Below are 21,838 nucleotides of genomic sequence, written 5' to 3' on the forward strand. Positions count from 1 at the left end.
TGCCCTCGGCTAGAGGTCCGATCATCCGATGTGACACGTGTCACTCACCTCGGGTATCTTGGATGCCGCCGGTGATCACCCTTGCGGGTGGCCCGATCCGAGTCGATCCCAGACCGTGTAGAACGGGGGCCTGTCGTGAACGAACCGCAGGTTCCCGCCGGTCCGGTCCCCGATCCTGCGGCATGGAGGAGTTTCAGTACTGCCCGGGTTCCCGCGGGGATGCGTGTGGAGTACTGGGAGGAGCACAACACCAAGGCTTTGATCGGGCTGGATATCCGCACCCTGGAGGGTGGCTCGCTTCAGGCTGCCGAGCTCAATCTCTACTTCCCCTCGCTGCGGTTCGCCAGCGTGCGCGGCTCCTCCCAGATCGTGGAGCGGTCCGAACGGCTGATCACCCAGCATCCCACCGGTGACATCGCCCTCTTCTTCGCCCTGGGCGGAGAAGCATTCTTCTATCACTCCTCAGGGATGCTCCTGCTACGCCGAGGCCAGGCCGTCCTCTATGACGCCGATCTGCCCTTCGTCCGCGGTTTCTCCCACGGGGTCCGGGAGTTCGTACTGACTATTCCGCGTGAGGAGTTCATGCGGTTGTCTCACGGTGCGCCGCTGAAGGAGCCGATCGTGTTCGAGTTCGCGGCCGGCGGGGCCGACTTGAGGGGGGACGGCGTGGCCGCGAGCGATGCGGCCGTCACCAGTTTGGCCTCGCTCATCGACGAGGTGTTCCTCCACCCTCCCTCGGACTTGGTGGACGTGGAGCAGCAGGCCTTCGGCCTGCTGGAGCAGTTGGTGATCCGCGCGCTCGGCACGGACCGGCAGTCGGCCTATCGCCGAGCGTTGCAGGCCATCGAGCGAGGGTTCGGCCGCCCCGGACTGGATCGTGCCCTGGTGGCACGGGAGGCGGGGGTCAGTGAGCGGCAGTTGGCGCGGTTGTTCGCCTCGCACGGGACGACCTTCGCTGAGACGGTGATGTCCCATCGGTTACGGCGTGCGGAGACTTTGCTGGTGTCCGGGTCCTCACGGCCGATCGCGGATATCGCCCGCCAATGCGGCTTCACCACGGCCTCGCACTTCAGTCAGGCGTTCAAGGCCCGTGCCGGCGTGACGCCCTCGGAGGTGCAACGGGCTGCTGCAGCCCAGGCCGGCGATTGAGACGAGTCCCGGACTGATTCGGGTGCGGAGAGTATCAGGTTGTCCCGCAGGGGACGCGGGCTGTTCTCTGCGGGACAACTGCTGGAATCGGATGCGCCGCCCCTGCACGATCATCCTCCAAGTGATGCGACTCACAATGAGGAGAGCCCATGAGCCAGAAGCAGATGGCCAGCGGCAGGACCGTCCACGCGGTCCAGCCCGGCGACACCGTGGACGGCAAGAGCCTGCGCAAGGCCTTCGGCAAGTTCGCCACCGGCGTGACAGTGGTGACGTGCCAGGGCCCTGAGGGCACTCCGCACGGTGCCACGGTCAATGCGTTCACAGCCGTCTCGATGGACCCGCCCCTGGCCCAGGTCACCCTGATCCGCGGGAACAAGGCCTCCGAGTACTTGGCGGACCGCCCCTTCGCGATCAACATCATGTCCGAGGACCAACTGGCCACGTGCCTGAACTTCGCCGGTAAACCGGCCAAGGAACCCGTGCAGTGGCGCTGCGAGGGTGAGATCCCGGTCCTTCAGGGCAATGCCGCCACCATCGAATGCAAGCCGTGGCAGGTCTACGACGGCGGTGACCACCTCATCGTGATCGGTGAGGTCATCGCCCTGGAGGTCAACGACGTGGACCCCTTGCTGTTCATCTCCGGGAAGTTCCACCACGCCGGCACCCTGCACGGCGGTGCCCCCTGGGAGGCCTCCGGCGATTCGATCGCCCACGGCTGGTTCGAAGGCTCGACCTCATTCCGCGCCATCTGACCCCGCATTCGCCGAACCCCCGATATTCCCTTCCCTCCCCGAATCAACGCAGTACCGAAAGGACGGTCGTCATGACCACCACTGAAACCCACCCGCAGACCATGTCCGAGCGCACTGAACCGGCCAACCCCAAGCTGCCGATGACCGGTGACGAGTACATCGAATCCCTCAAAGATGGCCGAGAGGTCTACCTGCACGGCGAACGCGTGGAGGATGTCACCACCCACCCGGCGTTCCGCAACTCCATCCGTATGGTCGCTCGCCTGTACGACGGCTTCCATAACCCGGACACTGCGGACCAGCTTCTGGTGGACACGGACACCGGCTCCGGCGGCAAGACGCACCCGTTCTTCAAGGTCCCGAAGTCCGTGGACGACCTGCGTGAGTCACGCACAGCCATCGAGACCTGGGCGCGGATGAGCTACGGCTGGCTGGGCCGCTCGCCGGACTACAAGGCCGCGTTCCTGGGCACGTTGGGCTCCATGCCGGAGTTCTACTCCCCGTATCAGGAGAACGCCGCCCGCTGGTACAAGGAGTCGCAGGAAAAGGTCCTGTACTGGAATCACGCGATCATCAATCCGCCGGTGGACCGTCACTTGCCACCGGATGAGGTCAAGGACGTGTTCATGAAGGTGGAGAAGGAGACGGACAACGGCGTGGTGGTGTCCGGGGCGAAGGTGGTGGCCACCGGTTCGGCCATCACAAACTTCAACTTCATCTCCCACTACGGCCTGCCGATCAAGAAGCCCGAATACGCGTTGATCTGCACGGTGCCGATGGACGCCCCGGGCATCAAGCTGATATCCCGGGCCTCCTACGCCCAGAACGCCGCTGTGACAGGCACGCCCTTCGACTACCCGCTGTCCTCGCGGATGGATGAGAACGATGCCGTGTTCATCTTCGACAAGGTCGAGGTGCCGTGGGAGAACATCTTCGCCTACGGGGACCCGGACCAGATCAACGGATTCATGCCCAAGACCGGCTTCATCCAGCGCTTCACCTTTCAGGGCTGCATCCGCCTGGCCGTGAAGCTGGACTTCATCGCCGGACTGCTGCTCAAGGCCCTGGAAATCGCCGGGACCAAAGACTTCCGCGGCGTGCAGGCACGCGCCGGGGAGGTCATCGGCTGGCGCAACCTGTTCTGGTCCCTGGCAGATTCGATGATGCTCAATCCGGACGAGGGCCCCCATGGCTCAGTGCTGCCGAACATGGAATACGGGCTGGCCTACCGGATGTTCATGGCGCAGGGGTACTCGCGGATCAAGGAGATCATCGAGCAGGATGTGGCCTCGGGCCTGATCTACCTGCCCTCCGGTGCGCTGGACTTCAAGAACGCCGAGATCCGCCCCTACCTGGACAAGTACGTCCGCGGCTCGGATGGCGTGCAGGCCGTGGACCGGGTCAAGCTGATGAAGCTCCTCTGGGATGCGATCGGCACCGAGTTCGGCGGCCGTCACGAGCTCTATGAGCGCAACTACTCCGGAAACCACGAGAACGTGCGCGTCGAAATGCTCATGAATGCCATGAACAACGGCACCGTGGACACCATGAACGGCATGGTCGAGCAGTGCATGAGCGAGTACGACATCAACGGCTGGACCGTACCGGACCTGTTCAACAGCGATGACGTCAACGCCTACATGAAGCGCTGAACCAGTCCGCCCGAGGACTCGTTCCCCGGAAACCCCATGCGGGTTTCCGGGGAACGAGTCGTGAGTGGTGAAGAAGGAATGCTGGGCCCGCTCCGGAAGACCCGGAACGGCAGTGCTCGGTTGGACATGATGGTGAAAGCTTGATGCCCAGTCCTCTCGGCGAGGGATGGCCGAGGGGCCGCCAGAGCTCAGTTGTGATGGCAAGCTCATTCCGTCCTTCGTGGCCGCCACCGCGGCACTGCTCTCGGTGCCCTGAACGAGGACGTGCAAACCCGGGGCTGACGGGACATGATGTAGCCATGGCTGACCATGACTTCATCATCCCCGCAGACTTGGCCCGCGCCGCCCGTGCCCTGACCCAGGTCTCCTACTCCGTGGTGGCCAAGGCCGCCGGCCTGGAACCCGGCGACCTGCGGGCCTTCGAGCGAGGCCACGGCACGCTCGACGCGGACGAGAGCCACCGGCTGCGCATGGCCCTGGAAGGGTTCGGCGCCCAGTTCATCGCTGAGGACGATCACGCAGGTTACGGCGTCCGCCAGAAGTTCAACAGCGTGAAGGCCAAGCGCCTGGAGACGTGGGAGGGCGAAGGCGGGCCCGCCTACGAGGACGACATCTGAACACTCGGCGACAGCTCGGCGAATTGACCCCAGTCATGGCCCGCGGCCGCTGCTGGGCGGGTCAGCATGGACACCGTGACTACCTCAACTCGCCGCACCGCCACCCGTACCCTGACCATCACCGCGCTCTCCTGCGCCCTGCTGACCGGCGGCACCGTGGCCGGGCCCGTCGCCGCCACCTCTGAGTCTTCCGCGGTCACCGCCGTCACCGCGGACGTCTCGGCCGCCGAGCGGGAGCCGACGGCCGGCGTCGGGACCTTCCGATCTGCGGGCACCGAGCAGCGCTTGGCCCGCGGTGTCACCCACGAGTCCTTCACGCTCGGGAATCCTGATGCGAAATACACCTGGACCGTGCAGGTGACGCTGCCATCTGGCCAGGAACGTGTGCGGGATTCGCAGGTCTCCAGCCGGAGCGCGGCCCGCCGCGTGGCCGCCGAACTACGGGAGGCGGGCCTGGATACCCGCGCAGAGGCCGTGGTGGCCGACCAGCTGGCCGACTCCGGCGGCTACCTAGGCCACCGTGTCCGAGTGGGGGCATTCCCCACCGAGGCTGAGGCTGAGGCGGCCCGATCCGAACTGACGGCCCTCGGGTATTCCGGCGGTACCTGGTACGAGGGCTGGGACGGCGATCAGCCGTCAAGCGGCCACCGCAGCGGTCCCGTCAACGTGGACGTCGTGACCGTCGACCCGCGCCGCTTCCAGGGGGAGGTGACCGGCACCTTCGGCGAGGACATCGAGCGGACCGAAACTACCTCCGAGTTGGCCGACGGTGCCCTGGCCGGCGTCAATGCCGGGTTCTTCGTCTACGGGGAGCAGCACGGCGCCCCCGGAGACCCCGCCGGCGCAGCGGCGTACAACGGGGAGATTCTCAGTGAGACCGTGGGGGACCGTCCCAACCTGGTGATCGATCACCGCAGCGGCCGCGCCTCCATCCAGCGCCTCACCTGGGAGGGCCGCGTCTCCTCAGGCCGAGAGGGGCTGGACCTGGACGGCATCAATCGCGTGCCCGGCAAGATCCGCAACTGCGGCGGCACCGATGACCTGCCCACGGCGGCCCCGAAGCATGATGTCACCTGCACTGATACCGATGAGATCGTCGTGTTCACCGAGGAATATGGGACGACCACGCCGGAAGGGGAAGGCCTGGAGGTCGTCGTCGATCACCGCGGCCGGGTCCAGGAGGTCAACCAGGAGCGGGGCACCGAACTGACTGACGGGCAGTACTCCATCCAGGCCATCGGCGAGGACACCGCGGATCTGCACGAGTTTGCCACCGAGGCTCGGCGGATCAAGCTCACCAACGAGTACCTCGACGAGCGCGGCAAGAAACTGCGTATGACCCCGCACACCCAGGTGCTCAATGGGGGCCCGAACCTGCTGACGGACGGTGAGCGGAACATCACGGCAGCCCGCGACGGTATGGTTCAAGCGGACAACCCGGGCCAGTTCTACGGCTGGACGCACCAGCGCAATCCGCGCACCATCGCCGGGATCGATGGCCGGGGCCAGCTCGTGCTCATCACTGCCGACGGCCGGCAGGCCGACTCCGTGGGGCTGAGCATCTCCGAGGCGGCGGACCTCTCCGAGCGGTTGGGGCTGGTGGACGCCATCAACCTCGACGGCGGCGGGTCCACCGCCATGGTCGTGGACGGCGAACTCGAGAACTCCCCTTCCGGCGGCAACGAACGTGCCGTGGGCGATGCCATCGTGATCCGGGAGCGGTAGCGACCCCGCCCCAGCAGCCTTGACCCCACCGGCTCGTCGGCCGCACCCTCCCGGGGCTGGCCCCGGGCTACCTCCAGAGCGTGGACAGGGAATCGGCCGCGGCGTGCAGATCTTCGGGAGGCGTCTCATCATGGGTCTGCGTGGCCAAAGCGAGGATGAAGCCGTGGATCAGGCGGGCCAGGGATTCGCTCGTGACGGCCGCGGCCGGAACGCCCTCGTCGAAGGCACGCCTCGTGAGCGTCGCGATGGCTTCGTAGTCGCGTTCGCGTTGGTCCGCCACGATGCGGCCGGACTCGGTCCCGCGGTCCTGGGGGCCGACGGTGGCGGCGAGGGCCACCAGGCATCCCCGGGGATGGGAGTCATCGAACTGCTCGTCGATCGAACGGTGCAGAAGCTGTGTGAGGGCCTCGCCGGCGGGGACGGCGTGGCTGGCGGAGACGATGCTGACCACACTCCCGGGCCGGGAGACATAGTGCTCGATCACCCGTCCGAAGAGCCGGTCCTTGGAGCCGAACGCGTGATAGAGACTGGCTGAGGACAGGCCCATGGCCTCCCGGAGCTGGCTCATCGAGGTGCCCTCGTATCCCTGGCGCCAGAAGAGCTGCATCGCCTCTTCCAGTGCCGCCTGTTCCTCAAAGAGTCTTGGACGCCCCGCCACTCGCATCAGCTCCCGCCTGCTTCATCAACCATGACAGTTTGACACGGCGGGCCGCCGCAGCGAAACTGGATCAATCGATCCACTATGCGAATCGGGTGGATCCGGTCGAACCGAGAGGACTGCCATGAGTGAGACGTCTGCGAGCGAAGCCACGCTGAACGAGCCCTATGGACTGAGGGGGCTTGACCTGCCCAACCGGGCGGTCCTGGCCCCGATGACGCGGATCAGCGCGCACGGGGACGGCCGCGCGACGGAGAGGATGCGGAACTACTACCGGTCCTTCGCCGAGGGCGGTTTCGGCCTGCTCGTGACGGAGGGGATCTACCCGGACGCCGCCCACAGCCAGGGGTACCTGGATCAGCCGGGCCTGGCGACCTCCGCCCATGTGGACTCGTGGCGCCCTGTCACGACGGCCGTCCATGAGCACGGCGGCTCGATCATCGCGCAGCTGATGCACGCCGGCCCTCAAGGACAGGGCAATCCCCACGTCTCGGGATTGCGCTCCGCCTCAGCCGTCCGCGCCCGCGGGGAGCAGGCCGGAATGTACCGGGGCAGCGGCCCATACGAGGTGCCGGAGGCCCTGAACGCGGAGGAGATCGGCGAGGTGATCTCCTCCTTCGCCGCAGCTGCCGTGCGGGCCCGGGACGCCGGCTTCGACGGGGTGGAGATCCACGGCGCCAACGGCTACCTGGTGGACGCGTTCCTGACGGACTACCTGAACGAGCGGACGGACGGCTACGGCGGTTCGCCGATGGCGCGGACCCGCTTGGCGCGAGAGATCATCGAGGCTGTCCGCGCCGCCGTCGGGAATGACTTCGTGGTGGGGATCCGCATCTCGCAGGGCAAGGTCAGCGATGCCACCCACCGGTGGTCCGAGGGAGTGGCGGAGGCGGAGACGATCTTCGGCGCCCTCGCCGGCGCCTCCGTGGATTACCTCCACACCACCGAGTGGAAGGCCAACGCGCCCGCATTCCCGGACGAGGACGCCCGCTCGCTGTCCCAGCTGGCCCGCGAGTTCGCCCCGGGGCTGACCATCATCGCCAACGGGCATCTGGACACCGGCGCCGAGGCGGCGCAGAGCCTCGGTGAGGGCGGTGCGGACCTGGTCGCGATCGGCAAGGCGGCCCTGGCCCAGCACGATTGGCCGCAGCGAGTGCAGCAGGGCCGCCAGCTGCTCGACCCCCTGGCACCGAGCGCCTTCGGTGACCTGGCGACCATCCAGGACTGGGAACTGCGGGTGGACGAGCCGGTTCCAACGAGCTGATAGACCGCAGGCCGGCCGGTGGACGATGAACATCGTCCACCGGCCGGCCTGCGGCGGTGTGGGAAGGAAGGGCTCACCCAGCGCGGGCGAGCAGGCGCCCGACGACGGCCCGCGGCGTCTCGGTCCCCGTCCAGTCCGCGCCGGCACCGGGCCCTGGCGTCTCCAGCGACACGAGCAACTCCTCCACGTCCGCGAACACGTCCTGGCGGCCGGTCCGGCGTCGCAGGGTCCAGCCGTCACCCATCAGGGTGAGCGAGCAGCCGGGAGCCAGCCCGCGGCGCAACTCCGCCAGCGCTTGGCGCTTGCGCCCGAGCCGGTTGAGGGTGGCCGTGGTGGGGGACACCGTGGTGCCACCGGGGCAGGCTCCGCACATGGTTCAGCAGCCGATCACGGCATCACGTCGCCGCTGTTGGGCCCGAGCGTCTGGCCCACGTAGAGGTCCCCGCCCGGGGAGGACGCCAGCAGCAGTGCCGTCGGCGCGATCTCCTCGGCCGTGCCGAAGCGGCCCAGCGGCAGCTCGGCGCGCTTGGCCGCCTTCCATTCCTCGGTCACGCCGTTGAGCAGGGGCGTGTCGATGGGGCCGGGGGCGATGGCGTTCACCAGGATCCCCTCGGGCGCCAGCTCCAGGGCCATCGCCTTGGTCATGCCGATCACGCCGGCCTTCGCCGCCACATAGTGCACCAGGCCGGTGCCGCCCTTGATGCCCAGCTGGGAGGCGATGTTGATGATGCGGCCGCCCCCGCGAGCCTGCAGGTGCGGCAGAGCCCACCGGCCGGCGAGGAACACGCCCTTGAGGTCGATGTCCACCGTCCGGTCGAAGTCCTGCTCGGTCATCTCGGCCATCGGCTTCTCGTCCAGGATGCCGGCGGCGGTCACCACGATGTCGATCCCGCCCAGCTGCTCGGCCACGGAGTCCATGGCCTGCCGGACCGAATCCGAGCTGGTCACGTCCACCTCGGCGAACAGCGCCGTGGCGCCGGCCTCGGTCAGATGCCCGATGACGGCCGCGCCGGCCGCCGCGTCACGGTCCAGCACGGCGATGGCCGCGCCGTTCTCCGCGTACAGCCGGGCGACGGCCGCCCCGATCCCGCTGGCGCCGCCGGTGATGACGGCGACCTTGTCCTTCAGCGCTTCCATGCGCCTGCTCCTTCTCTCACGTGGTGACTGTCGATTTCGAAGTGGGTGGCTCAGCTGGGCCAGCGGATGGTCAGTCCGCCGTCCACGATGAGTTCCTGACCGGTGACGTAGGCGGAATCGTCACTGGTGAGGAAGCGGATGGTGCGGGCGGTCTCATCCACGGTGCCCACTCGGCCGGCGGGGATGATCTTCCCGGCGGCCTTGAGCCCCTCATCACCCAGGGAGTTCTTCTCATCCTCGGACTGCGGGCTACGGATGAGACCGGGGATCACCGCATTCACGCGGATCCCGCGCGGGGCCAGTTCCACGGCCAAGGAGCGGCACAGGCCCAGCACGCCGGACTTCGCCGCGGCATAGTGGGCGTGCTCCTCCCAGCCGTACACGCCGCCGGCGATCGATGACGTCGCGACCATCGCGCCGCCGTCGGTCATTGTGGCGGCGGCCGAGCGGAAGATGCGCATCACGCCGGTGAGGTCCACGTCCAGCATGTCCTCCCAGGCCTGGTCCGTCATCTCGCCCAGCGGGTTGCGCCGCAGGATGCCGGCAGCGGCCACGGCGATGTCCAACCGGCCGAACTCCACCATGGCGGCCTCGGCCATCGCGTCGCAGTCCTCGGTCCTGCGGACATCCGCGGCCACAGCGATGCACCGTCCGCCGGCGGCCTCCACAGCCCGCACCGTCTCCTGGGAGTCGTGCGGATCACCGGGGAAATAGTTGACCACGCTGTGCGCACCGGCCCGGGCGTAGGCCACCGCCAATGCCTGGCCGATCCCGCTGGCGCCGCCGGAGATCAGCGCGACCTTGCCGGCCAGTCCGTCGTCTCGTTGAGTGCTCATCAGAGTGTCACCTCATCCTTCTCCGTGTCGGGGTGGTTGCCGTGGCCCAGCAGGTCGGCCGGGGCATCGGCGGCGGGGCCCTCGATCCTGCGGGTGCCCATCATGCACAGCCCGGCCAGGGCCAGCCCGAGGGTGCCGGAGAGGATGGCGGCGGCGGTCATGGACAGCCCGGCGAAGAGCAGCACACTGAGCAGGCCGGAGCCCACGATCCCGCCCACCGGAGCCATCACGTGGGCCACGTTGGTACCCATGCCGCGGGCGTGGGCCGGGAACGACTCGCCCATGTAGTACAGCAGCGCCGCGAACGGGCCGGTCAGGAAGAACAGGGTGAGGCCATACATGGCGATGATGAACCAGGTGGCTCCCGGGATGAGCAGCATGCCCAGGCTGGAGACGGCACCGGCCAGCCAGCCGAGGATCACGGTGCGCTGGCGGCCGATCCGGTCCCCGAGCCACCCGTGGAACAGGTAGCCGACGAAACCGACGGCGTTGGCGCCGATGAGGATGACCAGGGCGTTCTCGAAGGAGACGCCCTTGGCCTCCACCAGCACCGTGGTGCCCAGCACGGAGAAGACCTGGATGCCGATCCAGCTGAACAGCCAGGCCAGGGAGAGCAGGATGGTGTGCCGGCGCAGCGCCGGGGAGAAGACCTCCTTGAGACCGCCCTGGGTCTCGCTGTCCATCTCGAGGCGGTGCTGGTCGATCAGGACCTGGGCGCCGGCGTCGTCCCCCACGGACTGGCGGCGGCGCGCCTCACGGATGGCGGCGAAGGTGGGCGATTCGGGAAGGCGGGTGGCCACCAGGGCCACCGCGATGGCCAGCACGCCGGCGATCACGAAGGACCAACGCCAACCGATGACCGGCAGCAGCAGGGCGGACATGCCGGCGGCCACCAGGGCGCCGATCGGGTAGCCGGCCTGCACCACGGAGTAGAAGAAGCCCTTGTTCTTGACGTCCTTGTAGATCTCGGAGAGGTAGACCGCGTTGACGACCTCCTCGGAGAGGGACAATCCGGTGAAGGAGCGCACCAGGATGATCGAGACCGCGCCGATCGCCATGCCGGTGAAGCCGGCGGCCAGGCCGCCGCCGATCATCAGGATCACCAGGGCGTTGCGCCGGCCCAGGCGGTCGATGATCGGCCCGACGATCAGCGAGACGATGAACACGCCCACGTGGGCCAGGGTGTTGATCATCGTGGACTGGGCGGTGGACCACCCGAAGTCCTCAGCGATCACCGGCAGCAGCGTGCCGAAGAGGGTGAAGTCGTAGACGGAGATGACCCAGGCCAGGAAGCAGACGATCGAGACCTTGCGGATCATGCCCGGGGTGACGGGGACGTCCCAAGGGGCCACGGGCCCGGTTGAGGCGGTGCGGGGAGAGGACATGGTGGACTTTCGTGTGGGGGGATCGCCCGGCCCGCCGGGCCGGGCGATCCATCAGAGGGGGATGGTGGCCGGAGGGCCGATCAGGCCCGCGGGCGGGGGTGACGCTGGGCGAAGTCCCGGGCGACGTCCTCCATGAAGGCGAACTCGACGCCGTCGTGCCCCTGGATGTGGTCGAACAGCCGCTCGAGCATCAGCAGGTTCTGGGGGCGGCCGGAGACGTCCGGGTGGATGGTGATGGGGAAGACCGCGTAGTCCATCTCGCGGTAGACCCAGTCGAACTGGTCCTTCCAGAGCTGCTCCACGTCCCGCGGGGAGACGAAGCCGTGGCTGTTGGGGCTGGACTTGATGAACATCATCGGGGGCAGGTCATCCAGGTACCAGGAGGCCGGGATCTCGATGAGGTCGGTCTCCTCGCCACGGACCAGCGGCTTCATCCAGTCGTGAGCGGAGTTGGCGGAGTAGTCGATCTTGGTCCAGGTGTCACCCACGCGCACGTAGTACGGGGTGTGGTCGTCATGCATCAAGGAGTGGTCGTAGAGGAAGCCGCGCTCGAGCAGGATCTCGTTGGTGACCTTGGAGAACTCCCACCACGGGGCCACGTAGCCCACGGGCTTCTTGCCGGAGCGCCGCTCGATCAGGTCGGTGCAGTAGTCCAGGATCTCGGTCTCCTGGGTGCGGGTCATGGCGATCGGGTTCTCGTGCGAGTAACCGTGCACGCCGATCTCGTGGCCGGCAGCGACGACCTCGTCGAACTGCTGCGGGAAGGTCTCCACCGAATGTCCCGGCCAGAACCAGGTCACGGGCATCTCCCGGCGCTGGGCCAGCTGCAGCAGGCGCGGCACGCCCACCTCGCCGGCGAACAGGCCGCGGGAGATGTCACCGGGGGAGTCCTCGCCACCGTAGGAGCCGAGCCAGCCGCCCACGGCGTCGACGTCGATTCCCACGGACACGTAGATCTTCTTGGTCATGTTCGTTCCTTTCAGTGGTCAGCGCAGTTCGCTGAACAGGGTGGTGAATTCAGTGGTGGAGGGATTCCCGGACAGCAGTGCCGCCGCGAGGATCCGTGCTTGGAAGGGGTTCAGGTGTCCGGCGCTGACAGCGCCGGCCGCGATCAGGTCCACTCCGCCGCCGTTGCCGTAGATGGGGACCATGGGGCCGCCAGGCACGCGGGTGCTCAGCACCACGGGGATCCCCGAGGAGACCAGATCCGCTACGGCGTCGGCATGCCCCGGACCCGCGTTCCCGACGCCGGTGCCCGCTAGCACCGCGCCCGCCGCGCCGCTCTGCGCTGCGTGCCGCAATGCGTCAGGAGAGGAGCCGGGGTAGGCCGTGATGACATCCACCCGAGTGGTGCCGAACTCGGGGCTGGGAAGGGGCAGAGCGCGGGGACGGGCCGGCCGGGCGACGAGGTCGAGCTCGTCATTGCGGAACAGGCCCACGGTGGCGCCGCCGTCGAAGGGCTGGCTGGCGGTGGTGTGGGCCTTCCGGGCGCCCCGGGCGGTCTGGACCCGGCCGTCGAAGGCGATCAGGGAGCCCATGCCGCGGAATCGCGGATCAGCTGCCACCGTCAAGGCCTGGCGGAGGTTGCGGGGGCCGTCAGAGTCCGGCTGGTCGGCCGCGCGCTGGGCGCCGGTGAACACCACGGTGGTGTCCGTGCCGTTCACCAGGTCCACCAGGAAGGCGGTCTCCTCGAGGGTGTCGGTGCCATGGGTGACGACCACGCCGGCCACCTCCGCCTCGGCGGCCCGGGCGAGTGCCGCCGCGGTGATCTCCAGGATCTCCGGCAGGCCCAGGCGGTAGCTGCCCAGCGTCATGACGTCCTCGGTGGTGACCTGGAGGGCCCCGTCGACTGCGGCGGCCGGGGACGAGGCGACGAGGTCGCCGATCGTGTCCGAGGCGATCGAGCCGTCGCCGCGACCCGTGCCCTCCCCGTTCGCTCCGGCCTGACCGGAGCGAGACGCGATGGTCCCGCCGGTGCCGATGATGTGGACTCTGGCCAATCGATGCCGCCTCTGTCGCAAGTCGGGCAAACCCTGGGGCCGGTTCCCCAATCGATTGCCACAAACGTTTGTGTAAAGTGATGTGATGCACATTAGAGCAGGAATCCGCGTGATGCAAGACTCCATGTTCGGCCCGTAGACTGACGGCGCTCCCTCCGCCCTGCGGGGGCGTGGCCTGTGGACCGAAGGGCCCGCAACGCCGGGAGCCCAGTGCATCACCTGACGTCCACCGAAGCATCCGATCATCACCGAAGGCCACCGTGAGCAAGCGATCATCCGTCACCCTGAAGGGGCTGGCCCAGGAGCTGGGTCTCAGTCCGTCCACGGTGTCGCGCGTGCTGAATGACGCGGCGGGCGAGGAATCACGCTGGGCCTCCCCGGAGACGAGCCGGCGCATCCTGGCCCTGGCCCACGAGGTCGGCTACGCCAAGAACCCCTACGCCGCTTCCCTGCGCACGGCCCGGTCGAGGATGATCGGGGTGGTGGTGCCGCGGTTGCAGGACTACGTGCTCGCCACGATCTATGAGGGCATCGACGAGGCCGCGGCCGAGCACGGCTACGTGGCGGTAGTCTCGAACTCGCTGGACAACCCCGAGTCCCACGAGGCCCGCGTCCGGAAGCTGATGGACCGGCGCATCGACGGACTGATCCTCGGGGACACCCCGTTCGACGGCTCCACCCTGACCGCGATCGAGCAGGACGACGTCCCCTTCGTGCTGGTCAACCGACGGTCCCCTGGGTACCCGTCCGTGACCTGCAACGACTACCTGGGCGGACAGCTCGCTGGCGAGTATCTGGCCGGACTGGGCATGGAGAAGGTCTTCCTGCTGGCCGGCAAGAACCGCATGTCCACCTCGATCGACCGGACGGCCGGATTCACCGAACGGTTGGCCGAGCACGGCATCCACGTGCCTGCCGAGCACATCGCCACCGGCGGATTCGACGCCGAGGCCGGCGAAGAAGCCACCCGGCGCCTGCTGGACTCCGTGGGCGTGCCGGACGCGCTGTTCGCCGTCAACGACTTCGCGGCCATCGGCGCCCTGGGTGTCCTGGCCGAACGGGGGCTGTCCGTCCCGGACGACGTCAAGATCGTTGGGTATAACGACACCCCCTTGGCCAGCGGGGTGGGGCTGACCACGGTGCGCTCGCCGATGCACCAGATCGGCCGTCAGGGCCTGGAGCTGCTCCTGGACCGGATGGACGGAAAGGACGTGGAGAGTCGGCAGTTGGATCCGGAGCTGGTGGTCCGGAGCTCGGCGTAGGGCTCACCCCACCCGGAACCTCTCGAACACCGTGTACATGAAGTCGGTGCCGGTCTTCAGCGCGTCCACGAAGATCCGCTCGTCGTCCCCATGCATCCCGATCAGTTGCTCGTTGGACAGCACGTAGGGGTAGACGCCATAGCCGGGGATGCCCTCGGCGCGCCAGGGGGCCAGGGAGGTTCCTGCCTCGAACAGGGCCGGGGCGAAGGCCGCATCCGGGTAGGTCGCCTCGGCCGCGCCGGACAGCGCGTGGAACAGATCGGTGTCGATGTCCGCCGGCGGGTTCGCCCACGTCTGGTCCAACTCGTTGAGGTAGTCCTCCTCGCTCGTCCCCTCCGGGGCGGCGATGCTGACCTCCACGTCCCGCTCCGCCAGGAGTTTGCGCACTTGCTGGAGGAAGTCCCGAGGTTTCTGCCCTCCGGGAACCGCGCGGCAGTTCAGCCGGGCCGTCGCACTGGAGGGGATCACGTTCTCCTTGTACCCGGCCTCCTGGATCACGAAGGCGTGCGTGGTCCGCAGTAGGGCGCGGTGCAGGTAGGGGTAGTCGGAGCGGGAGACCATGAGCTTCTCGGCTCGCTCCCGCATCTTGGCCGACCGTGCCGAGAGCAGCATCCGGATGGCCTGGGCGAAGCGTCGGTCATCGGTGGATGCGGCCAGGGCCTGGAAGTACTCGCGGGTCACGTCAGTCAGATGGACGGGTGCCTCCCAGTCACCCAGATCGGCCAGCGCCCGGGACAGCGTGACCATCGCCGCGTCCGGCATCGGCTTGGACGAGTGTGTGGCCGTGCCATCCGCGGTGATGTCCAGGTTGAAGTAGACCTTGTCCTGGCGGGTGGCCGTGATGAGCATCGGGGTGGTCGCGTCCCCCTGGGCCAGGAACCAGCCGCCCTCGGTCAGGACCGACCCGGCGTTGATCTTGTCCCAGTGGTTCTTGGCCAGCCATCGGGAGCCGAAGGAGCCTGCCTCTTCATCGCAGTCGGTGAGGACGATGATGTCCCGGTCGAAGCGTGCGCCCTCCTGCAGGTGGCGCAGCAGGGCGCTGATGCTCGCGGCGTTGGCGCCCTTCATGTCCAGGGCGCCGCGGCCGTATACCTCCCCGTCCCGCACCTCCCCGGAGAAGGGGTCCACTGACCAGTTCTCCAGTTCCACGGGCACCACGTCCGAATGTCCGAGCAGCAGCAGGGGCTCCGCGTCGCCGGTGCCGGCGATCCGCGCGATCAGGTGCACGTTGTCCGGTTGGGGCGTTTCGATGATCTCCGCGTCCACGCCCGCCCGGTCCCAGACCGCTTTGAGCATCTCGGCGTGCGGCCGGGTCTTGCCGCCCTGGCCGGAGTTCTGGGTGTCGAACGAGAGCATGCGTTGCAGCAGGTTCAGCGGATCTCGGTCCTCCGCTGGAATGGTCACAGCGGCGTTGGCGCGGGAGCTGGAGGTCAGTCCGGTGAGTGCTCCGGTGCCGATGGCCGTCGCCCCGAAGGCGGCGGCGCCCACCCCTAAGAACGTACGACGCCGGATGGCCGGCTTGGGTGCGACCGTTGCCGTTGCCGTTGCCGTTGCCGTTGCCGTTGCCGTTGCCGTGGAGTCGGCGCCGGAGGTGGGGGTCGGGTCGAAGGGTGCGGGTGATGGGCTCATGGTGTCTCCTCAGGGTGGTGCAGAGGTGAGACGGTGAGGGATCAACACATGAGACGGATGTGGGATGAGTCACATCCTTGCATGACCTGCAAGGGGGCTCAACGGGTACCTCTGTGGTCTCGCCGAGATCGCCGTGACCTCAGTGCTCGTGCGGTGGTGCCTGAGTAGGATGGCGAAGAACCGGACCGGTCGCGGAGGACCTACATGAAGAACACGTCTGTAGTCGAGGAACCCGAAGTCCTCATCGTGGAGGACGTTGCGGCCTGGCGGGAGTGGCTGGATGCGCACGAGGAGAGATCGGACGGCATCTGGTTGATGCTGGCCAAGAAGGGCGCTACTTCCCCGACGTCACTGACCTACCAGCAGGCCCTGCGGGAGGCGTTGTGCAGTGGTTGGATCGACGGTCAGTCCAAGTCGATCGATGCCACCACCTACCGCCAGAGGTACACACCGCGCCGCAAGGCCTCGATGTGGTCTCAGCGCAACGTCACGCTCGTGGCAGAGCTGATCGAGCAGGGGCGGATGCGGCCCCGGGGCCAGGCCGAGATCGACCGGGCGAAGGTGGACGGCCGGTGGGACCGCGCCTACGCCGGCCCGGCCACGGCCGAGGTCCCCGAGGACCTGGCCGCCGCGCTCGCCTCGTCACCGGGGGCCGCCGCCACCTTCGCCACGCTCAACGGCCAGAACCGCTACGCCGTCCTGCATCGGGTCCTCACCGCGCCGAGCCCGGCGAGCCGGACCAATCGGCTGGCCAAGCTGGTCGGCATGCTGGAACGTGGCGAGACTCCGTACCCGCAGTAGCCGATGCGAGGAGGGCCAGAGGGAGCCAGCGGGAGCCGGCGGCAGCGCCGGCGTCGGGCACCTGAACCGTGACCGGCACCTCACGCGCCCCTTCTCACCTGATCACTGCGCGGTGAGTGCCGTCTCGATCGCGCCGCGCATCTTGGCGGGGGCGGTGGTCGGTGCGAAGCGCTCGAGGACAGTCCCGTCCCGGCCGATCAGGAACTTGGTGAAGTTCCACTTGACCGCGCCGCCGAGCAGCCCCGAGGTCTCCTGCCGCAACCAGGCGAACAGCGGATGCGCGCCGGAGCCGTTGACCTCCACCTTGGCGAACATCGGGAAGTCGACGCCGTAGTTCAGCTGGCAGAACTCACTGGCCTCGGCGTCGGTGCCCGGCTCTTGGTGGGCGAACTGGTTGCAGGGGAAGCCGAGCACCACCAGGCCGCGGTCCCGGTAGTCCCTGTAGAGCTCCTGGAGGCCCTCGAATTGGGGTGTCAGACCGCACTGGCTGGCCGTGTTGACCACGAGCACCACGTGGCCCGCGTAGTCGGACAAGGGGCGGTCCTCCCCGGTGGCCGTCCGCGCGGTGAAGTCGGAGAGCGTGGGCATCAGTCCTGCACCACGTCCACGGTGACGTCGATGTTCCCGCGGGTGGCATTGGAGTAGGGGCAGACCTGGTGGGCCTGATCCGCCAGCTCCTGGGCCTCGTCCTGGGGTAGGGCGGGGACCACTACCTCCAGGGTGACCTCGAGGCCGAATCCGCCGGCTCCATTCGGGCCGATCCCCACGCGGGCGCCCACACTGGACTCGCCGAGGTCCTTCTTCGCCTGGCGGGCCACCATCTGCAGAGCCGAGTGGAAGCATGCAGCGTAGCCGGCCGCGAAGAGCTGTTCCGGGTTGGCTCCGTTGCCGGTGCCGCCCATCTCCTTCGGGACGGCCAGGTCCAGGCTGATGGAACCGTCCGCGGTCTGGGTGCGGCCGTCCCGGCCGCCGCCGGTGGCCAGGGCCTCTGCGGTGTAGACAGTCTTCATAGGGTTCTCCTTGGGTCGGGGTGAGGATCGGGGGTTGGATTCGGGTTCAGGTCAAGGTACGTGCCGGGGGATGGGTTCGCGCGGTGGAAGCCGAGGCGGAGCCCCAGACGTCCGAGTCTCAGACATCCGAACCGGCGAACCGGCGAGAGAGGTCTCGGAGGTTGAGGAGTTCCTCCGTCGACAGTGTCACGGCGTCCAGCAGGCAGCGCTGGACCTCGGCGGCGCGCGAGCGGAGGGCATGGCCCTCTGCGGTCAGGTGCACGGCGACCCGGCGTGCATCCGTTGACTGGCGCTCGCGGGTGATGAAGCCGTGCTCGTCCAGGCGCCGTAACAGGGGAGACAGCGTGCCGCTGTCCAGATGCAGCCGATCGCCGAGTGCAGAGACGGTCTGCCCGTCCTGCTCCCAGAGCACCAGCAGTACGAGGTACTGCGGGTAGGTCAGGCCCAGGTCATCCAGCAGCGGGCGGTAGGCCTGCTGGGCGGCCCGGGCTGCCGAGTACAGGGCGAAGCACACCTGGTCCTCCAGGCGACCGGCAGATTCTGGGTGTGCGAAGCTCATCTCAAAAGCATTGCGCACAATTCAGTTGTGCGCAATAGGTCGATTCGGCGACATCAGACCCCGTGGAAGCACCGGAACCCCGTAGAAACCACGGTTCCGGCCCATCGGCTTCCCTGACAGGATGGAAGTCATGGCATCACAGGGACAACCGAGGAACGATCCTCAGGGTGCGTTCGGGTCGCCTAGGTCGTCCACGTCTACGGGGTCGTCCGGGATGCCGTCGACCGGGCCATCGTCATCCGAGCCGCGCCCGGCCAGCGCCGGGACCAGCAAGGTCAGAGTGGCCGGCCGCAGGGCCTTCCGCAGTTCCACGCGGCTGGTCATCCCGAGCTTCGCGAGGCAATTGCCGACGTGGTACTCCACTGTGCGCACGCTGAGGAATAGCTCGGTAGCGATCTCGCGGTTGCCCTTGCCCTCGGCGACCTCGACGGCGATCTGCCGTTCGCGGGTGGACAGTTCTGCCATCAACCGAAACGCGGTCTGCGCCGGAGCCGACACCGGCTCATGGGAGCGTTCTGCCCCTCGACCAGCCACCGGGCCGGCCACCGATTCGTGCACACCTCTCATGGGGCGGCTTCCCCCCTCCGCTCTGGTGCCCACATCGGCCGGCCCGGTGGCTCTCTCCCCCTGCCGCTTCCGCAGGGCGGCGGCCAGTTCCGCCGCCTCACCCTGGAGTGGCATCGCGCCACACCTCAGGAAGAAGTCGGCGGCCTGGCGGGCCCACCGGCCGGCGTCGTCCACACCGTCCTCGAGTCGATCGTCGGTGCCCGCACCGTCCATGGCGAGCCGGGACAGATCCAGCGCTATGAAGGCCCGGACCAGGGCATGGCCCCCGCCGGGCAGGACGTCCGGACCGATGCCGGCCACGTACGGAACCGGCTCGGCGTCGAGGGAGGCCAGAGCATCCACCAGCTGCTCCCGTGCGTCGTCTGGCTGGGCCCGCGCCCGGTACAGGGCACCGAGCGTTGCTGCCTCCACCGCGCGCAGGACGCCCTCCGGGGCGGAGTCCATGCCCTCCGTGGCGTGAGCGGCGAGGGCCTGCAGGCGGTGTACGTGTCCGGTTTCCGCCAGGGCCCGCGCGTAGAGGGAGACCGTGGTGAATCCGGCGGTGGCCCACCCCACCCGGGTGGACTCGATGAGCTGGAACTGATGCGCGGCCTCCGGGTGGTCGCCGGCGAAGGTGGCTCCCATGGCGCGGGCGAAGGCCACGGCGCAGGCCACCACCTCACTGGTGGCGCTGGCGTCCTCCACCGCTCGCTGGAGCAGCGGGCGGCCGGCACTCTGTTCGCCACGGGCCAGCGGCACCAGCGCCGCCGTGGCATAGGCGGAGCGAACCCCGGAATCGACCGGTAGCATCAGGCAGCTGTCCACGGCCCGCGTGGCATGCTCCAGTGCTCGGTCCCAGGCACCCTGGTGGAAGGCCAGCTGGCTCAGGGTGCTTTCCAGGAAGACCCGCTGCTCGCGGGGACCCTGGGCGTCCTGGGCCGTGGCATCGAGGATCCGGGAGGCGGCGGCCACCTCCCCCTGGGCGCGGAGGCGAGAGCCGATCACCGCGGAGATCACGCTCCGCACGGGTTCGGTCCCCGGGACGGGGCGCAGGTCCTCCAGCAGGGATGTCATCTGCTCAGTGAACTCACCCACGCGGCTGCGGTCGCCATGCCGCAGGCCGGACCAGAGGGCGAGCAGGGCCTCCACGGAGCGAGCCTCACTGACCAGGCGCAGAGCCTGCGGGTCCTGGCGGGCAGCGTGTTCGAACCCGCGGCGCACCGGCACCAACTCGTCCAGCAGGGCATCGATGGTGCTGCCCACGGCGCCGAACCGTGCCGTGGCGTAGGCGATCCGTCCCGCGGCGGCCAGGGCGTGGCCGAGCAGGAGCAGGCCGGCCCGCCCCGGATCGTTCTCCGGCAGGTAGAGGCCTTGCCGGATCTGGTCCACCGCCCCTTCCAGGTCCTCTGAGGCGAGCAGATCCCAGGCTCGCGCCGCGCACCCTGGCCGGCTCTGGGGCATCCCGGCCAGGACATCCCGCAACTCGAGCACCAGGTCCGGCCTGCGGGCCAGCACGGTGGCACGCAGAGCCAACGTCAGGGCGACCGGATCCCCGGTCAACCGCAGGGCCTGATGGAAGTGGCCAAACGCCGCCACCCCGTCTCCGCGGACTAAAGCCTCTCCTCCGTACTGCATCAGCGTCCGGACGAGCAGTGGGGTCTCCGCCGGCTCCGGGTCCAGCCGCTGTGCCTGAACCCGGTGTCCCAGGGCCGCGGGCCCTTTCAGGACCGGGGCGAGGATCCGATGCAGTTCCGCACGGCGCTTGTCCGGCAGCTGGTCCGCCATGAGCGTGGCCAGGTGCGGGTGGGACAGGGCCACCGTGCCCGCGGTGTGCGTGATGCGCACCTGGTCCGAGTCCAACAGGCCGTGGTCCGGCAGGCCCGGGTAACCCAGTTCGACCAGCGCCCCGCTCAGGTGCACGATGTGAAGCGGCTCGCCGGCCACTGCCAGCAGGCTGAGGGTGTCCCTCAGATGGGGAGTGAGCGTCTCCCACGATGACTGCAGGGCACGGCCGAACAGGCGCTGGGGAGCATTCTGACCTTTTCCCAAGGCCGCCATGGCATCCTGCAGCCGTCGATGTCCCGGAGGGGCGTGGTCCAGCCACCCGGCCACCGCGCCCACCAGCAGGGGGACTCCGCCCGTGCCGCCGTGGACCTTGCGGGCAAAGTCGTCGGACACGGGGATGCCCAGCCGCTCCCGCAGGACCTGCCGGCAGTCCGCGACTCCCAACGGGCCCAACTGCAAGTGGGTACCGTGGCGCCCTGAGGCCAGGAATCGCTCGATGCCGACGGTGAGCTCGGTGGCCTGCGGGCGGTAGGTCAGGATGACCATGAAGGGCCCCGAACTCATGGCCTGGGCACACCGCCACAGCACCTCGGCGGAGAACCGGTCCGCCCAGTGAAGGTCCTCCACCACGGCGATCCTCGCCCCGTCGGCCCTCGCCTCGAGGGCGTGGACGGTATCGAAGACCACCTGCACGTAGTCCTCGATCGCGGCGGGCCACTGGGCCGGGTACTGGCCGGTGAGGGTGGACAGCAGCCGCTGGACCAGCGCCCCGGGGACGTCCACATCGGTGGGGTACACCTCCACCGCCGGCAGCACGTGGGGCTTGCCGGCCAGGAAGGTCTCCACCAGGGTGGTCTTGCCGATGCCGGCGGGGCCCTCGATGGCGACGAACTGGGGGACGCCGGTCTGCACCCGTGCCCAGGCGGCGTTCAAACGCTGCAGTTCCGCCGTGCGGCCCGGCAGCGTCTCGGACTGATCCTGTGGAGGCTGCGTCATGGCGTCTTCCCTGCTGGTTCGTCTGGTTCGTCGGAGCCCAGGATCTGGATCCGGGCGCGCGAGAGCCACGGCGTG

Annotated in this window: 20 protein-coding genes; 8 read left to right on the plus strand and 12 right to left on the minus strand. The window is 68.5% G+C overall.

Features of this window, described 5'->3' with window-relative positions:
- Positions 1 to 135: 135 nt before the first annotated feature.
- The 5 genes from AB0333_RS09935 (at position 136) to AB0333_RS09955 (ending at position 5,895) form a co-directional block, all read left to right on the plus strand.
- Positions 136 to 1,149: a helix-turn-helix transcriptional regulator gene (locus AB0333_RS09935; protein ID WP_366218531.1), complete on the plus strand. Its 1,014-nt coding sequence runs from the start codon at positions 136 to 138 to the stop codon at positions 1,147 to 1,149.
- 149 nt (positions 1,150 to 1,298) lie between these two features.
- A complete protein-coding gene (locus tag AB0333_RS09940; RefSeq protein WP_366218532.1) occupies positions 1,299 to 1,901 on the plus strand; it encodes a flavin reductase family protein in 603 nt (200 codons plus the stop codon).
- Between the two features lie 71 nt (positions 1,902 to 1,972).
- Positions 1,973 to 3,553: a 4-hydroxyphenylacetate 3-hydroxylase N-terminal domain-containing protein gene (locus AB0333_RS09945; protein WP_366218533.1), complete on the plus strand. Its 1,581-nt coding sequence runs from the start codon at positions 1,973 to 1,975 to the stop codon at positions 3,551 to 3,553.
- 299 nt (positions 3,554 to 3,852) lie between these two features.
- Positions 3,853 to 4,170, plus strand: a complete 318-nt coding sequence (locus tag AB0333_RS09950) for a hypothetical protein (RefSeq protein WP_366218534.1) — start codon at positions 3,853 to 3,855, stop codon at positions 4,168 to 4,170.
- Between the two features lie 75 nt (positions 4,171 to 4,245).
- Entirely contained in the window at positions 4,246 to 5,895 is a 1,650-nt protein-coding gene (locus AB0333_RS09955) for a phosphodiester glycosidase family protein (protein WP_366218535.1), read from the plus strand.
- Between the two features lie 67 nt (positions 5,896 to 5,962).
- Here AB0333_RS09955 and AB0333_RS09960 read toward each other — a convergent pair whose 3' ends face one another.
- Positions 5,963 to 6,502, minus strand: coding sequence for a TetR/AcrR family transcriptional regulator (locus AB0333_RS09960; protein WP_211309021.1), 540 nt, complete (start codon positions 6,500 to 6,502; stop codon positions 5,963 to 5,965).
- Positions 6,503 to 6,677: 175 nt separating this feature from the next.
- On the opposite strand from AB0333_RS09960, the gene AB0333_RS09965 reads away from it, so the two are divergent.
- Positions 6,678 to 7,817 carry an NADH:flavin oxidoreductase gene (locus AB0333_RS09965; protein WP_366218536.1) on the plus strand — a complete coding sequence of 380 codons (1,140 nt, stop codon included), beginning with the start codon at positions 6,678 to 6,680 and terminating at the stop codon, positions 7,815 to 7,817.
- 73 nt (positions 7,818 to 7,890) lie between these two features.
- Here the strand turns inward: AB0333_RS09965 and AB0333_RS09970 are convergent, their stop codons facing one another.
- The 6 genes from AB0333_RS09970 to AB0333_RS09995 form a co-directional block, all read right to left on the minus strand.
- Positions 7,891 to 8,160, minus strand: coding sequence for a hypothetical protein (locus AB0333_RS09970; RefSeq protein WP_366218537.1), 270 nt, complete (start codon positions 8,158 to 8,160; stop codon positions 7,891 to 7,893).
- 44 nt (positions 8,161 to 8,204) lie between these two features.
- Positions 8,205 to 8,954 carry an SDR family NAD(P)-dependent oxidoreductase gene (locus tag AB0333_RS09975; RefSeq protein WP_366218538.1) on the minus strand — a complete coding sequence of 250 codons (750 nt, stop codon included), beginning with the start codon at positions 8,952 to 8,954 and terminating at the stop codon, positions 8,205 to 8,207.
- Between the two features lie 50 nt (positions 8,955 to 9,004).
- Positions 9,005 to 9,790: an SDR family oxidoreductase gene (locus tag AB0333_RS09980; RefSeq protein ID WP_115932188.1), complete on the minus strand. Its 786-nt coding sequence runs from the start codon at positions 9,788 to 9,790 to the stop codon at positions 9,005 to 9,007.
- A complete protein-coding gene (locus AB0333_RS09985) occupies positions 9,790 to 11,175 on the minus strand; it encodes an MFS transporter (protein WP_366218539.1) in 1,386 nt (461 codons plus the stop codon). Before AB0333_RS09985 ends, AB0333_RS09980 begins: the two co-directional genes overlap by 1 nt.
- Positions 11,176 to 11,255: 80 nt before the next feature.
- On the minus strand, positions 11,256 to 12,143 hold the full coding sequence (locus tag AB0333_RS09990; RefSeq protein ID WP_366218540.1) for a polysaccharide deacetylase: 888 nt from the start codon (positions 12,141 to 12,143) through the stop codon (positions 11,256 to 11,258).
- 18 nt (positions 12,144 to 12,161) lie between these two features.
- Entirely contained in the window at positions 12,162 to 13,175 is a 1,014-nt protein-coding gene (locus AB0333_RS09995) for an asparaginase (RefSeq protein WP_366218541.1), read from the minus strand.
- A gap of 260 nt (positions 13,176 to 13,435) precedes the next feature.
- On the opposite strand from AB0333_RS09995, the gene AB0333_RS10000 reads away from it, so the two are divergent.
- Positions 13,436 to 14,437, plus strand: coding sequence for a LacI family DNA-binding transcriptional regulator (locus AB0333_RS10000; RefSeq protein WP_366218542.1), 1,002 nt, complete (start codon positions 13,436 to 13,438; stop codon positions 14,435 to 14,437).
- A gap of 3 nt (positions 14,438 to 14,440) precedes the next feature.
- On the opposite strand, the gene AB0333_RS10005 is transcribed toward AB0333_RS10000, so the two are convergent.
- The gene (locus AB0333_RS10005; protein ID WP_366218543.1) at positions 14,441 to 16,066 is read right to left on the minus strand and encodes a M20/M25/M40 family metallo-hydrolase; all 1,626 of its coding nucleotides are present in this window, start codon (positions 16,064 to 16,066) and stop codon (positions 14,441 to 14,443) included.
- Positions 16,067 to 16,270: 204 nt separating this feature from the next.
- Between AB0333_RS10005 and AB0333_RS10010 the strand changes: the two genes are divergently transcribed.
- The gene (locus AB0333_RS10010) at positions 16,271 to 16,867 is read left to right on the plus strand and encodes a YdeI/OmpD-associated family protein (protein ID WP_115932182.1); all 597 of its coding nucleotides are present in this window, start codon (positions 16,271 to 16,273) and stop codon (positions 16,865 to 16,867) included.
- A 102-nt stretch (positions 16,868 to 16,969) separates the two neighbouring features.
- Here the strand turns inward: AB0333_RS10010 and AB0333_RS10015 are convergent, their stop codons facing one another.
- From AB0333_RS10015 to AB0333_RS10030, 4 genes are all read right to left on the minus strand, one after another.
- Positions 16,970 to 17,455, minus strand: coding sequence for a glutathione peroxidase (locus AB0333_RS10015; protein ID WP_366218544.1), 486 nt, complete (start codon positions 17,453 to 17,455; stop codon positions 16,970 to 16,972).
- Positions 17,455 to 17,877 (minus strand): organic hydroperoxide resistance protein, encoded by a 423-nt coding sequence (locus AB0333_RS10020; protein WP_115932180.1) that lies wholly within the window; start codon positions 17,875 to 17,877, stop codon positions 17,455 to 17,457. The genes AB0333_RS10015 and AB0333_RS10020 overlap by 1 nt, the downstream gene beginning before the upstream one ends.
- A 118-nt stretch (positions 17,878 to 17,995) precedes the next feature.
- Positions 17,996 to 18,436, minus strand: coding sequence for a MarR family transcriptional regulator (locus AB0333_RS10025; protein WP_115932179.1), 441 nt, complete (start codon positions 18,434 to 18,436; stop codon positions 17,996 to 17,998).
- Between the two features lie 162 nt (positions 18,437 to 18,598).
- A complete protein-coding gene (locus AB0333_RS10030; protein WP_366218545.1) occupies positions 18,599 to 21,763 on the minus strand; it encodes an AAA family ATPase in 3,165 nt (1,054 codons plus the stop codon).
- Positions 21,764 to 21,838 lie beyond the last annotated feature (75 nt).

Origin of the sequence: Citricoccus sp. NPDC079358 (assembly GCF_040702545.1) — a bacterium.
GTDB lineage: Bacteria > Actinomycetota > Actinomycetes > Actinomycetales > Micrococcaceae > Citricoccus.

What these genes read in the sequence shown, in the direction of transcription:
- AB0333_RS09940 (WP_366218532.1), top strand. Translation starts at nt 1,299, where the DNA reads ATGAGCCAGAAGCAGATGGCCAGCGGCAGGACCGTCCACGCGGTCCAG.
- AB0333_RS09945 (WP_366218533.1), top strand. Translation starts at nt 1,973, where the DNA reads ATGACCACCACTGAAACCCACCCGCAGACCATGTCCGAGCGCACTGAA.
- AB0333_RS09950 (WP_366218534.1), top strand. Translation starts at nt 3,853, where the DNA reads ATGGCTGACCATGACTTCATCATCCCCGCAGACTTGGCCCGCGCCGCC.
- AB0333_RS09960 (WP_211309021.1), bottom strand. Translation starts at nt 6,502, where the DNA reads ATGCAGCTCTTCTGGCGCCAGGGATACGAGGGCACCTCGATGAGCCAG.
- AB0333_RS09965 (WP_366218536.1), top strand. Translation starts at nt 6,678, where the DNA reads ATGAGTGAGACGTCTGCGAGCGAAGCCACGCTGAACGAGCCCTATGGA.
- AB0333_RS09975 (WP_366218538.1), bottom strand. Translation starts at nt 8,954, where the DNA reads ATGGAAGCGCTGAAGGACAAGGTCGCCGTCATCACCGGCGGCGCCAGC.
- AB0333_RS09980 (WP_115932188.1), bottom strand. Translation starts at nt 9,790, where the DNA reads ATGAGCACTCAACGAGACGACGGACTGGCCGGCAAGGTCGCGCTGATC.
- AB0333_RS09985 (WP_366218539.1), bottom strand. Translation starts at nt 11,175, where the DNA reads ATGTCCTCTCCCCGCACCGCCTCAACCGGGCCCGTGGCCCCTTGGGAC.
- AB0333_RS09990 (WP_366218540.1), bottom strand. Translation starts at nt 12,143, where the DNA reads ATGACCAAGAAGATCTACGTGTCCGTGGGAATCGACGTCGACGCCGTG.
- AB0333_RS10005 (WP_366218543.1), bottom strand. Translation starts at nt 16,066, where the DNA reads ATGAGCCCATCACCCGCACCCTTCGACCCGACCCCCACCTCCGGCGCC.
- AB0333_RS10010 (WP_115932182.1), top strand. Translation starts at nt 16,271, where the DNA reads ATGAAGAACACGTCTGTAGTCGAGGAACCCGAAGTCCTCATCGTGGAG.
- AB0333_RS10015 (WP_366218544.1), bottom strand. Translation starts at nt 17,455, where the DNA reads ATGCCCACGCTCTCCGACTTCACCGCGCGGACGGCCACCGGGGAGGAC.
- AB0333_RS10020 (WP_115932180.1), bottom strand. Translation starts at nt 17,877, where the DNA reads ATGAAGACTGTCTACACCGCAGAGGCCCTGGCCACCGGCGGCGGCCGG.
- AB0333_RS10025 (WP_115932179.1), bottom strand. Translation starts at nt 18,436, where the DNA reads ATGAGCTTCGCACACCCAGAATCTGCCGGTCGCCTGGAGGACCAGGTG.
- AB0333_RS10030 (WP_366218545.1), bottom strand. Translation starts at nt 21,763, where the DNA reads ATGACGCAGCCTCCACAGGATCAGTCCGAGACGCTGCCGGGCCGCACG.